Raw genomic sequence first — 12,341 nt, forward strand, 5'->3', positions numbered from 1 at the left:
ATGAGAAGAAGGCCCTTTATACTGAGCGCGCCATGAAGCACATCCTTCTCTCCGCCGCGTTGCTGCTGGGGTTCGCCTCCGCCGCACCCCTCACCGTCACCATCCTCCACACCGACGACCTGCACGGCCACGTCGATCCCGTCAAGGTCGGGGAGGGCACCTACGGCGGCTACGCCCGCCAGACCGCGCTCGTCCGGCGGTACGCGGCGCAGGACCCCAATCCCCTCGTGCTCTCGGGCGGCGACACCTTCCAGGGCACCCTGTACTACAACGTCTACCAGGGCCTCGCCGACGTGCTGTTCATGAACTACCAGGGCTATCAGGCGATGGCGGTCGGCAACCACGAGTTCGACAACGGCCCGGAGGCGCTCGCCCGCTTCGCCCAGAAGGCGCAGTTCCCGCTCCTCGCCTCCAACCTCGACCTCACCGCCGAGCCGCTGCTGCGCGATCTCGTCAAGCCCTACGCGGTCCTGAGCGTCGGCGGGCAGAAGGTCGGCGTGATCGGCGCAGTGACGCCCGACCTGCCGCTGATCTCCTCGCCGGGGCCGAACGTCAAGATGGTCGAGCTGGCCCAGGCCCTGAACGCCAGCGTCAAGGCCCTTCAGGACCAGGGGATCGACAAGATCATCCTCGTCTCGCACCTGGGGTACACGCTGGAGCAGGAGGTCGCCAAGACGGTCCCCGGTCTCGACGTGATCGTGGGCGGACACTCCCACACCCTGCTCGGCACCTTCGACAACAAGGACTTCCCGCCGAGCGAGGGGCCGTATCCCACCATCGTCCAGAATCCCGACGGCAACCGCACCCTGCTCGTCGCCGCGTGGGAGTGGGGCAAGGTGCTCGGGCGCCTTCAGGTGACCTTCAACGACGCGGGCGCGGTCGAGAGCTTCCAGGGCAACCCCATCGTCGTGTCCGCCGACCTGCCCGAGGACCCCACCGCCCGGCGGATGATCGACACGCTGAGCGTGCCCATCGCCGCCCTGCGCCGTCAGGTCGTGGGCACCACCGCGAACGGCCTGAACGGCGCCCGCGAGATCGTCCGTCGCCGCGAGAGCACGATGGCGAACGTCCTCGCCGACGCGGCCCTCGACGCGGCGAAGAACGCAGGGGCCACCATCGCCTTCGTGAACGGCGGCGGCGTGCGCTCCAGCATCGACGCGGGTCCGATCACCTTCGAGGAGGCGATCACCGTCCAGCCCTTCGGCAACACGCTGACGGTCCTCGACCTGACGGGCGCGGAAATCAGGCAGGCCCTGGAACACGGGGTCGCCACCTGGAGTGAGAACAAGGGCCAGTTCCTGCACGTCTCGCGCGGCATGAGCTACACCTTCGACCCCACCCGCCCCGCCGGGAGCCGCGTCACCGCCGTCACCGTCGGCGGCCAGCCCCTGGTCGACACCCAGACCTACACGGTCGCCATGAACACCTTCACCGCCAAGGGCGGCGACGGCTTCGACGTGTTCAAGAACGCCACGGGCCGCCGCCTCGACACGGGCACCCTCGACATCGACATCCTGGTGAACTACCTCAAGGCCCGCCCCACCACCGACGCCCAGAACGAGGGCCGCATCGTGATCGTGAACGAGCCGAAGTAAGGCAAATCCAGCAGTGGACGGGACGCGGCGTGGAGGGTGGCCGCGTCCCTCTTATAAGGCATGTGACGGAAGAGAAGCGGTCATCCTGAGCGTGAGCGTTGGGCTCAGCGTGACCGCGTTCCTGCGTGGGGCGTTCTCTAGAGGCCCGACGTTACGCCGTCCCGAACTGTGGCGCCCCCGCCCTGATCCGCAGGACGCTCTGGCGGAAAAACTCCGGGTCGTTCAGGGCGCGGGCGACCGTGTACGCCCCCTGGATCGCGGTGAACAGGTCGTCCCCGGCCGAGGAGGGCAGCCCGAGGAGGACCGTCCTCTGCCGCAGGGCGCCCAGGTAGAGTGCCACCGTCCCCCCGGCCCGCGCCGCCGCCGGGTCGCCCAGGGCGCGCAGCTCGCCCGCCAGCGTGCCGAAGGGGCAGCCGAACTGCGCCGCGCCCCCCGGGTCGGCGAGCAGCCAGTCGAAGTAGGCCTCGAACCACGCGCGGGAGGGCAGCGGCGACATCCGCGCGAGCAGGTCGAGCAACTCGGCCTCGCAGGCGTCGAGTGCGGCCCGCACAAGGTCTTCTCGCGTCTTGAAGTAGTAGTACATGTTCCCCAGGGGGACGCCCGCCTCCTGGGCCACGTCCTTGAGGGTCGTGCCCGCCACGCCGCTTTCCCGGTAGAGCCGCAGCGCCACGGCCACGATCTGCTCCCGTTTGCTCTGCATCCCTCACCCCCCGTCGGGTTCAAGATGCCATGAAGTCCGCCCGCACTTTGCGAGCGTTTCTTGCCTCTACTCTCAGTTGGAAAGCTGACTGAGTGGATCTCCGGGTGTGTGCTGCGGCCCGACCGCGTTCCCTTTCGCCCGTTTTCCCAAGGAGGTTTCCATGTCGCACCACCCCCGCCGCCCGCTTCTGCTCGCCGCCCTCACGACCGCCCTGCTCGGTTCCGCCCTCGCGGGGGGGAGCGCCGGGGCCCAGCAGTCGGGTGACCTCGACATCAACGGCGCCCGCATCCACTACGTCTCGCAGGGCAGCGGCACGCCGATGCTCCTCCTGCACGGCTATCCCCTGAGCGGCGAGCTGTTCTCGCGCAACCGGGATGCGCTGGCCGCCGCCGGGTACCGCGTCATCACCATCGACCACCGGGGGTATGGCCGCAGCACCGCCCCGGCGGACGCACCGGGCAGCCTGGAGACCTACGCGCAGGACGCCCTCGCGGTGATGGACCGCCTGAACGTGCCGAAAGCGATCATCGGCGGCATGAGCATGGGCGGCCCCATCGCCTTCGAGATGTACCGCCGCGCGCCCGACCGTTTCCTGGGCCTGATCCTGATCGACACCATCGCCAACCCGGCGAGCATCGTCGAGCAGAACCTCTGGAAGGGCATGGCGCAGAAGGCGAGCACCTACGGCCCGCAGTCCCTCGCCCCCGAACTCCTCAAGGACATGTTGACGGGCGAGACGCGGGTCCGGCGCATGGCCGACGCCATGTTCCTGACGAACATCGTGGGGCAGGCCAGCGTGGCCGCCGACGTGGCGGGAGCGAATGTGCTCGCCACCCGGCCCGACTCCATCCCGACGCTCAAGACGATCCGGGTGCCCACCCTGATCATCGAGGGGCTGGAGGATACCGTCTACCCGCCCGAGTTCTCGCTGAAGATGCAGCAGAATATCGCGGGCAGCAAGCTCGTGATCATCCCCGGCGCCGCCCACGCCGCGATCTTCGAGAAGGCGGACGCCGCCAACCGGGCGATCCTCGACTGGGCGCGGACGGTTCGCTAAACCTCGGCCTCCACGGCAGGGGGGCGCACGGAACTTCGGCGGTTCCGTGCGCCCCTTTCGTTGTTGCCCTCCTATCAGCCAGCCGCCGCGCGTTTTCGGTGACGGGGAAGACCGCTCCGGGCGCAGAGGCAGGGGGCAGGCCCGCACGCCCGACGCGTCCCGAGTCGGGTTTGTCCGTGGAGGGATGGTTTGTGTCCTCCACCCGTCCACAGGCAGGGGTGACGCCCCCAGATTTTCAATGGATACACACCCGTTTTGTTCCCGTTGAAGCACGACAATAACCGGCCACAATAGGTCTTTGTTCCCCTGATGGCTAGACGGCTAGACGAGTATGTGAAGTTTTACTCTAGATTCTGTACAGGGCAGTAAAGGAATTCGCCCAAATCGGGCGCCCCCGAGTCGCTAGTCTCTGGGAGGTTCCGGGGCATTCGTCCGCCTCCGGCTCTGGCAGCGGGAGGCTCTTTACTCCCCTCCATGAGAATTTTCAGCCTATGTTCTGTTCCCAGGAACATATTCGTCAGGCATTGGTCAGATCCATCCAACCTGTTTCCCGTGGGAGGGGCGTTCTCTTGAAAAAGATCCATCTGAACTCCGGCTCACGCGGGGCGGCCCCCGCCCTGATCGTGATTTCGCATCTGCGCTGGGACTTCGTGTTTCAGCGGCCCCAGCATCTGATGACCCGCGCGGCCCGCACCCGCCGGGTCTTCTACGTGGAAGAGCCCATTTTCGGCGCCGGGCCCGACCGCCTGGAGACGCAGGCCGACCCCAGCGGTGTGACGGTCCTGACCCCGCACGTGGAGGAGGGCCACAGCCCCGCGCAGTCTCAGACCCGCACGGCGCGGCTGCTCGGCGAGTTCGTGCGCGACGAGGGCATGGAGACCTACGACCTGTGGGTCTACACGCCGATGGAGCTGCCGGTCACTTCGGGGCTGCGTCCGCGCGTCACGGTGTACGACTGCATGGACGAACTCGCCAACTTCAGGGGCGCGTCGCCCGAGCTGCGCGAGCGCGAGGCCCAGCTTTTCGCGCAGGCCGATCTGGTGTTCACCGGCGGCCACCGCCTGTACGAGTCCAAGTGCCAGCAGCACGACAGCGCCCACCCCTTCCCGTCGAGCGTGGATGTGCCCCACTTTATGGGCGCGCGGGGGGGCCTGGAGGACGCCGCCGACCAGGAGGGGCTGCCCCGCCCCCGCCTGGGCTTTTACGGGGTGATCGACGAGCGCTTCGACATCGGGCTGATCGGCGAGCTGGCCCGCCGCCGCCCGGAGTGGCAGTTCGTCCTGCTCGGCCCGGTGGTGAAGATCGACCCGGCCGAGCTGCCGCGCGGCGAGAACCTGCACTACCTCGGCATGAAGAAGTACACCGAGCTGCCGACCTACCTCGCCCACTGGGACGTGGCGCTGCTCCCCTTCGCGCTGAACGAGGCGACCGAGTTCATCAGCCCCACCAAGACGCCCGAGTACCTCGCGGCGGGCGTGGCCGTGGTCTCCACCGGCATCCGCGACGTGATCCGGCCCTACGGCGAGCGTGACCTCGTGCGCGTGGCCGACGGGGTGGACGCCTTCGAGGCCGCCTGCGCCGCCGCCCTGGCCGAGGCGGGCACGCCCGCCGCCGAGGAGCGCAGGGAGCGCGCCGACGCCTACCTCGCCACCCTCTCCTGGGACCGCACCTGGGCCGAGATGAGCGCCCTGATCGAGGAGGCCGCCGCCGAGCGCGTGGCCGTCGCCGGGGTGGCCGATGACTGAGCCGACTTCCACCTCCCAGGGTTTCGACTACCTCATCGTGGGGGCGGGCTTCGCGGGCAGCGTCCTCGCCGAGCGGCTGGCGCAGGGTGGCAAGCGCATCTTGATCGTCGACAAGCGGCCACACATCGGCGGCAACGCCTACGACTGCTACAACGACGACGGCATTCTGATCCACCCCTACGGCCCGCACATCTTCCACACCAATTCGCGGGAGGTGATCGACTACCTCTCGCGCTTCACGAAGTGGCGGCCCTACGAGCACCGCGTCCTGGCGAGCGTGGACGGCCAACTCCTGCCCATCCCGATCAACCTCGACACGGTGAACCGGCTCTACGGGCTGAACCTGACCTCCTTCCAGGTCGAGGAGTTCTTCGCCTCGGTGGCCGAGCAGGTGGAGCAGGTGCGGACCTCGGAAGACGTGGTGGTCAGCAAGGTGGGGCGCGACCTCTACAACAAGTTCTTCCGGGGCTACACCCGCAAGCAGTGGGACCTCGACCCCAGCGAACTCGACGCCTCGGTGACGGCGCGGGTGCCGACGCGGACGAACCGCGACGACCGCTACTTCGCCGATACCTATCAGATGATGCCGCTGCACGGCTACACCCGGATGTTCGAGAACATGCTCGCGCACCCGAACATCAAGGTGATGCTGAACACCGACTACCGGGAGATCGCGGACTTCATCCCCTACGGCCACATGATCTACACGGGGCCGGTGGACGCCTTTTTCGACTACTGCTACGGCAAGCTGCCCTACCGCAGCCTGGAGTTCGTCCACGAGACGCACGCCGTAGAGCAGTTCCAGGCGGTCGGCACGGTGAACTACCCCAACGACTACGCCTACACCCGCATCAGCGAGTTCAAGCACATCACCGGGCAGCAGCACCGCCACACCAGCGTCGTATACGAGCTGCCGCGCGCCGAGGGCGATCCGTACTACCCGATCCCCCGCCCCGCGAACCAGGAACTCTACAAGCGGTACGCCGCGCTGGCCGAGGAGCGCCCTGACGTGACCTTCGTGGGCCGCCTCGCCACCTACCGCTACTACAACATGGACCAGGTGGTCGCCCAGGCGCTGACGACCTACAGGAAGCTCACGGCGGCCACGCCCGAGCCCGAAGTTCAGCCGGTCGGCTGAGCGCGAACAGGGAGAGCCCGCCCGGAGAGCCGACGCGCCGGGCGGGCTCCTCTTGTCTGGCTCAGTTGAACATCCGCCGCAGGTCCGCCGTGTACTTCGCCAGCTCGTGCGGCGGGGCGAACTTCTCGGCGGCGCGCAGCCGCAGCTCCAGCACCTCCGGCTCGTGCGGGTCGATCCTGAGGTACTGGTTGGCGAGGAGGACCACCCGGCGGTGGTCGCCCTCGGCCTGGACCCGCTCCATCTGGCGGCGCAGCTCCAGCGTGAGGGCCAGCAGCGCCTCCTCGCGCAGGCCCTCGGCCCACTCGCTGTCCTCCAGCTCGGGGAGGAAGGGGCCCCGGTAGAGCGCCAGCGCCCGCGCCGTCTCCCCCCGCGCCAGGGCCTCGCGCAGTCCGTGCAGGTCGAGGTCCACATGCACGTCGCGGCCCAGGCTGTAGCGCGGCGCCTGGTGCGGTCCCTCGAAGCGGACGATCTGGGCGCCCAAGCGGTCGCGCAGCTCCTTGAGGCACTGGCGCATGTACGCGGCGCCGCTCTTGGGGTCCTTGTCCGGGAAGAGGTCGAGCTGCATCTCCGCCCGCGTCCGCCCCGGGGTGAGCGTGATGTACACGAGGAGGGGCACCGTCCCCCCGTACGTGAAGCGCACCTCCTCGCCGTCCTTGTGGACCGCCTGCCGCCCGAGGGTCTGCACCTGCACCGTCATCACGCCGTCCTCGGGCAGCGTGGGCGCCCCCGCGAGGTGCGCGAGGCGGTCGAGCAAGGGCTCCATATAGGGCGCGATCTCGGGTTCCAGCACCGCGTAGTGCAGGAGTTCGTTCAGTTCCTCCAGGTCGGGGCGGAACTCGCCGAGCTGCCGCAGCCGCAGCATGTGGGTCAGGGCCTCCTTGAGGGCCGCCGCCACCGTCGCCTCCTGCCGCAGTTGCAGCGCCGCCGCCGCGTGGTGAAGCTGCACGCGCACGAGTTCGGGACTGGTCCCCGCCTCGCGGAGCATCTGGGCGGCCCGCTCCAGGTCGGCGACCGCGCTCGCCGGGTCACCCCGGCGGCGGGCCACCACCCCGCTCGTCGCCCACAGTTCGGCGGGCCACTCGGCGGGCACGCTCCCGAAGCTGAGCAGGGTATCCACCGCCCGGCCGTGCTGCCCGGCGAGGCTCTGGTGCTCGGCCAGCCGGGAGATGACCCAGACCCGCAGGTTGTGGTCTTGCAAGTTCTCGGCGAGGGGCCGCAACTCTTCGAGGACGTGGACGTAGGCGGGGTAGTCGCCGTTGAGGCGCAGGAGTTCGGCTTCGCTGGTCAGCAGGAGGGCCCGCAGCCGCGGCGAGTCGGCCTGGTGAAGCGTCCGCTTGGCCTCCAGCAGGGTTTCCCGTGCCTCGGCCAACTCGCCGTGGGCGATCTGGAGTTCCAGCAGGTTGCGCAGGGCGCTCAGCCGGGGCGCGGAATCGGGGGACGAAGGCAGGACGCCGACGGCCTCCGAGAGCAGCAGCTTGGCCCGCCGGGGGTTGCCGAGCAGGGTATACATCTGCGCGAGCGAGACGGTGACCCGGGCCGTCCACTCCTCGTTTCCCAGGGCCACGTAGCCGTGCCACGCACGCTCGACGCGCTTCAATCCCTCACCCGTCTGCCCGGCCTGAAACTCGGCCACGCCCCACCAGCGCAGGCAGCGGAGCTGAAGTTCGCCCGTCAGACCCGGAGCCATGCTCTGGAGGTGCGCGGCGGCCTCCTCGAAGCGGCCCAGGAGCCGGAGCACATTGCCGAGTTCGACCTGGCCCTCGGGATCACCCAGCAGACTCGCCCGGGTCAGGGCCAGTTCAGCCGCCTCCAGACGCCCCGTGTTGAGAAGCGACAGGCCCAGCAGGGTGTGCTCGCGTGCCGTCCTGGCCCGCCCGTTCAGGAGCGTGACGACCCCCTCAAACTGCCCGGCCTCGAATTGTTCTTCGACCTCGCTCATCACACGTCCCCCGATTTTTATACGACTCTTCCCCTATTTTGACCATATGAAAAGCAGCACGGGACGGAAAGTTAGCCTGGTTCTCATTGCAATGCTGACGAGCGCGCTGACGCTCGCGCAGGCCGCCGGGGCCAAGGACTTCGGTCAGCGCAGCGTGACGGGAGAAAGCGTTCAGGGTGGGGCGAAAGACTTCGGGCAGTAACCATGACCCGGCCTCATTCTCCCCGCCCCAAGGACAAGGCCCTTCCTCCCCTCCAGCCTGTCCAGCGGCCCCCCCGTCCGGCCCTCCCGGTCATTCTCGGTGGTGCGGTGGACTTCGGTCAGCGGTAAAGAACAGAGGTCCGACAAAAGCCTCCCGGCCCCGAGCGCCCGGGAGGTTTTGCTGGCTCCCCTCCCTCCCATGAGCCTGTGCCTTCAGAACTATTAAGTTTTTCATTCGCCGGATGTGTCCTTTGGGCGCCCCCCGCACGGCACAATGCCCGACAGGTCTTTTGCCCGGGAGGGCCGAGGTCCGGCGGCCACATGTGCCTGATCTGCCTCCCGGCGACACCGTTGAAACCTTCCAGGAGAGCCCTTGAAGGAACATTCGTGGCAACCCGTGTCCGGTGCCTTGCCGGAGGATTCCTTGTTGCACACGCACTCAATCGGCAGGTCAGGCGAAGAGGCAGGGGGAAGTGCGATGGACAATCTGGAACTGTGGGTGGGGGTTGAACCCACCGTCAGCCGCGTGGGGGACGAGACGCTCGACCAGCTCGTGCTCAGCGGCTTCGACCACCGACTTGACGATATCGACCGCCTCGCCTCCACGGGGGCGAAGGCTGTCCGCTTTCCGCTGCTGTGGGAGCGCACCGCGCCCGGGACCCTTGCGGACGCCGACTGGCGCTGGGGCGACGAGCGCCTCGCCCGCCTCGCCGGGCACGGTCTGGAACCCATCGTGGGCCTCGTCCACCACGGGAGCGGGCCGTTTCACACGCATCTGCTCGACCCGGCTTTCCCGGAGGGGGTGGCCGCCTACGCCCGGGCGGTGGCCGAGCGTTACCCGCACCTGGGGCTGTACACGCCCGTCAACGAGCCGCTGACGACCGCCCGCTTCTCGGCGCTCTACGGCCACTGGTATCCCCACGCGCGGGACGAGGCGAGCTTCTGGCGGGCCCTGCTGCTCCAGCTCCGGGCGACCGTGCGGGCGATGGCCGAGATCAGGAAGGTCAATCCGCAGGCCCGCCTCGTGCAGACGGAAGACCTCGGGCACACGTCGAGCACGCCCGCCCTGCGGTATCAGGCGGACTTCGAGAACGAGCGGCGCTGGCTGAGCCTCGACCTGCTGACCGGCCGGGTGGACGAGAGCCACCCGCTGTGGGGCTACCTGCGCTGGGCGGGGGTCGACGAGCGGGACCTGCGCTGGTTCGCCGAACACCCCTGCCCGCCCGACATCGTGGGTCTGAACGTGTACGTGACGAGCGAGCGGTTCCTCGACGAGCGGCTCCACCGCTACCCGCCCCACACCCACGGGGGCAACGGGCGCCACCGCTACGCCGACGTGGAGGCCGTGCGGGTGCGCGGCGAGGGGCTGGGCGGCCCCGGCGAGCGGCTGCGCGAGGCCCACGTGCGCTACGGCCTGCCCCTGGCGATCACCGAGGTCCACCTGGGCTGCACCCGCGAGGAACAGCTCCGCTGGCTGCACGAGACGTGGCGGGCGGCCCAGGCGGTGCGCGGGGAAGGGGCCGACGTGCGCGCCGTGACCGCCTGGGCGGCCCTGGGGGCGTTCGAGTGGAACAGTCTCCTGACCCGCCGGGGCGGCCACTACGAGAGCGGCCTGTGGGATGTCCAGGCCCCCGAGCCGCGCCCGACCGCCCTGCTGAGCCTCGCCCGCGACCTCGCCACCGGGCAGCCGCCCGCCCACCCCGTGCTGGCGGGCCCCGGCTGGTGGCGGCGCGGGGAGCGCCTGGTCTTTCCCCCCCACGGGCCCGTGCAGGCGGAGGCTCCCGCCGGAGCGCCGCTCCTGATCACCGGCGGGGCGGGCACCCTGGGGCGGGCCCTCGCCCGCGCGTGCGAGGGCCGTGGCCTGCCCTACCGGCTCCTGTCCCGCCGCGACCTCGACATCGCCGACGCGGGGTCGGTCGAGCGGGCGCTGGAGGAACACCGTCCCTGGGCGGTCGTGAACGCTGCCGGATACGTGCGGGTGGACGACGCGGAGGGTGACCCCCGCAATGCGCGCGAGAACGCCCTCGGGCCGCGTCTGCTCGCCCGCGCCTGCGCCGGGGGCGGCGTGCGGCTGCTGACCTTCTCCTCCGATCTCGTGTTCGACGGCCGCAAGGGGGCGCCCTACGTCGAGTCGGACACGCCGGGGCCGCTCAACGCCTACGGCCGCAGCAAGCTCGCCGCCGAGCAGGCCGTCCTGAGCCTGCTCCCGGAGGCCCTGGTGGTGCGGACGAGTGCTTTCTTCGGGCCCTGGGACGAGCACAACTTCGCCGCCCACGTCCGGCGCGAGCTGCGGGCCGGGAGAGCCGTGCGGGCGGCGGGCGATCAGGTCGTCTCGCCGACCTTCGTGCCCGACCTCTCCCACGCGGTCCTCGACCTCCTCCTCGACGGGGAGGGCGGCGTGTGGCACCTGGCGAACCCGGGCGCGGTGAGCTGGGCCGACTTCGCCCGGATGGTCGCCCGCGCCTCGGGCCTCGACCCGGACGGGGTGGAGGAGGTGCCCACCGCCCGCCTCGGCCTCCCGGCGGCGCGGCCCGCCCACAGCGCCCTGGCGAGCGAGCGCGGCTGGCTGATGCCGGATCTCGCGGGCGCCGTCGAACGCTGGAGCGCCCACGTGGAAAGCGCCGAGCGGGAGATGCTGGCCGCCGACTGACGGCGGGCGGACGCGGGGCCGGGGCGGCGAGGCGTCAACCCGGCCCCGCGTCTGTGCCGGTGAGGGGAAAGGGTCCTTCACCCTTCCCGCCGTTCCCCGCCTCTTGGCAGCCCCACGATCAGCCCCAGCGGCCCGGCGAGGAGCAGCCACATGGCGGCCTCCACCCCGAAGCGGTCGGCGATCAGGCCCAGCACGGGCAGCACGGCCCCGCCCGCCAGCCCCGCCACGCTCCCGAGCGCCATGACCGTGCCGCTGCGCTCCGGCAGGCTCGCGTACAGCCGCGCCTGCAAGACGGCGTACCACCCGGAGGTGAGCAGCCCGAGCGCCCCCAGCAGGGCCAGCTTGACGCCGACCCCGGGCGCGAGCAGGAAGGCCGGGAAGACCACCGCCGCCCCCCACGCGCTCGCCCGGACGAGCCGCACGCCGTCCGCCCGCTCCAGCAGCGGCACCACGAGCGCGTCGCCCAGGAGCCCCACCCCGGTCAGGACCGCCACCGCGAGGCCCGCGACCGCCGGGGTCGTGCCCACCGCGTCCACGAAATACAGGGCGAGAAAGCCCCGGAACACGTCGAGCAGCAAATTTGACCCCTCCAGCAGGGCGAGTCCGAGGCGCACCTCGCCGCGCCCCAGGGCCCCGCCCACCCCCCTCACCGCCGCGCGGACCCCGGGACCCGCCGGGCCGGGCCGCGCCGCTGGCCGCCACGCCCCCCCCGACCGCCACGCGACGAGCAGGGCCGCCACGCTCAGCCCGGCGAGCCCCGCGTAGGTGGCCCGCCACCCCAGGCCCGCCGTCACGGCGAGGCCGAGCAGGAGGGGGCCCGCCACATTGCCCAGCGACCCCGCCAGCGCCCAGCGCGCCATGTTCTGTTCGCGCCGCGCGGGCTCGGCGTCCATCAGCGCGGCCTGGGTCAGGCTGACGAAGGCCCCCGAGGCCGGGTAGAAGAGCACCAGCGCCGCCAGCAGCGACCAGAACCCGCCCGACACGGCGAAGAGCATGAGCGAGGCGGCGAACGCCACCCCCCCGCCGAGCACCAGCCCGCGCCGCCGCCCGGCGTCTGCGAGCAGCCCGAAGGCGGGCTCGACGAGGTTGGCGAGCACGGCGGGCACCCCGAGCAGCAGCCCCACCTGGGCGTACGAGAGCGAGAGGTCTTCCCGGACGAGCGGCCACGCGGCCCCCGTCACGCCGTCCACCAGCTCGTCGAGCAGTTCGATGACCAGGGCGGTGGTGAGAAAGGCCACCGGGAATTTCAGCGCGGGACGTGGAGAGAACGACACAACCCTCTTCCCCTTTCACGAGAGCGGCAAAGCGGCGGCTCG

At 70.4% G+C, this 12,341-nt stretch carries 9 protein-coding genes; 6 read left to right on the forward strand and 3 right to left on the reverse strand.

The window, feature by feature from the left end; genetic code table 11:
- The first annotated feature begins 32 nt into the window (after window positions 1-32).
- Window positions 33-1,595, forward strand: a complete 1,563-nt coding sequence (locus IC605_RS17115; RefSeq protein ID WP_216326967.1) for a bifunctional metallophosphatase/5'-nucleotidase — start codon at window positions 33-35, stop codon at window positions 1,593-1,595.
- 151 nt (window positions 1,596-1,746) lie between these two features.
- Here IC605_RS17115 and IC605_RS17120 read toward each other — a convergent pair whose 3' ends face one another.
- Entirely contained in the window at window positions 1,747-2,295 is a 549-nt protein-coding gene (locus IC605_RS17120; protein WP_216326969.1) for a TetR/AcrR family transcriptional regulator, read from the reverse strand.
- Window positions 2,296-2,455: 160 nt separating this feature from the next.
- Between IC605_RS17120 and IC605_RS17125 the strand changes: the two genes are divergently transcribed.
- The 3 genes from IC605_RS17125 to glf all read left to right on the forward strand — a co-directional run bounded on the left by IC605_RS17125 (window position 2,456) and on the right by glf (window position 6,235).
- A complete protein-coding gene (locus tag IC605_RS17125) occupies window positions 2,456-3,352 on the forward strand; it encodes an alpha/beta fold hydrolase (protein ID WP_216326971.1) in 897 nt (298 codons plus the stop codon).
- Between the two features lie 569 nt (window positions 3,353-3,921).
- Window positions 3,922-5,097, forward strand: a complete 1,176-nt coding sequence (locus IC605_RS17130) for a glycosyltransferase family 1 protein (RefSeq protein WP_246580965.1) — start codon at window positions 3,922-3,924, stop codon at window positions 5,095-5,097.
- Window positions 5,090-6,235, forward strand: coding sequence for a UDP-galactopyranose mutase (glf, locus tag IC605_RS17135; protein WP_216326975.1), 1,146 nt, complete (start codon window positions 5,090-5,092; stop codon window positions 6,233-6,235). The genes IC605_RS17130 and glf overlap by 8 nt, the downstream gene beginning before the upstream one ends.
- 61 nt (window positions 6,236-6,296) lie before the next feature.
- Here glf and IC605_RS17140 read toward each other — a convergent pair whose 3' ends face one another.
- Window positions 6,297-8,174 (reverse strand): AfsR/SARP family transcriptional regulator, encoded by a 1,878-nt coding sequence (locus tag IC605_RS17140; RefSeq protein WP_216326977.1) that lies wholly within the window; start codon window positions 8,172-8,174, stop codon window positions 6,297-6,299.
- A gap of 46 nt (window positions 8,175-8,220) precedes the next feature.
- Between IC605_RS17140 and IC605_RS17145 the strand changes: the two genes are divergently transcribed.
- The gene (locus IC605_RS17145; protein WP_216326980.1) at window positions 8,221-8,376 is read left to right on the forward strand and encodes a hypothetical protein; all 156 of its coding nucleotides are present in this window, start codon (window positions 8,221-8,223) and stop codon (window positions 8,374-8,376) included.
- Between the two features lie 477 nt (window positions 8,377-8,853).
- The gene (locus tag IC605_RS17150) at window positions 8,854-11,025 is read left to right on the forward strand and encodes a sugar nucleotide-binding protein (protein ID WP_216326983.1); all 2,172 of its coding nucleotides are present in this window, start codon (window positions 8,854-8,856) and stop codon (window positions 11,023-11,025) included.
- 77 nt (window positions 11,026-11,102) lie between these two features.
- Here IC605_RS17150 and IC605_RS17155 read toward each other — a convergent pair whose 3' ends face one another.
- On the reverse strand, window positions 11,103-12,299 hold the full coding sequence (locus tag IC605_RS17155; RefSeq protein WP_216326986.1) for an MFS transporter: 1,197 nt from the start codon (window positions 12,297-12,299) through the stop codon (window positions 11,103-11,105).
- Window positions 12,300-12,341 lie beyond the last annotated feature (42 nt).

It is taken from the genome of Deinococcus aestuarii (assembly GCF_018863415.1).
Taxonomy (GTDB): Bacteria; Deinococcota; Deinococci; order Deinococcales; family Deinococcaceae; genus Deinococcus; species Deinococcus aestuarii.

Excerpts from the sequence above, each read along its gene's own strand:
- IC605_RS17145 (WP_216326980.1), top strand. The coding sequence starts at position 8,221 with ATGAAAAGCAGCACGGGACGGAAAGTTAGCCTGGTTCTCATTGCAATG.
- IC605_RS17120 (WP_216326969.1), bottom strand. The coding sequence starts at position 2,295 with ATGCAGAGCAAACGGGAGCAGATCGTGGCCGTGGCGCTGCGGCTCTAC.
- glf (WP_216326975.1), top strand. The coding sequence starts at position 5,090 with ATGACTGAGCCGACTTCCACCTCCCAGGGTTTCGACTACCTCATCGTG.
- IC605_RS17150 (WP_216326983.1), top strand. The coding sequence starts at position 8,854 with ATGGACAATCTGGAACTGTGGGTGGGGGTTGAACCCACCGTCAGCCGC.
- IC605_RS17115 (WP_216326967.1), top strand. The coding sequence starts at position 33 with ATGAAGCACATCCTTCTCTCCGCCGCGTTGCTGCTGGGGTTCGCCTCC.
- IC605_RS17125 (WP_216326971.1), top strand. The coding sequence starts at position 2,456 with ATGTCGCACCACCCCCGCCGCCCGCTTCTGCTCGCCGCCCTCACGACC.
- IC605_RS17140 (WP_216326977.1), bottom strand. The coding sequence starts at position 8,174 with ATGAGCGAGGTCGAAGAACAATTCGAGGCCGGGCAGTTTGAGGGGGTC.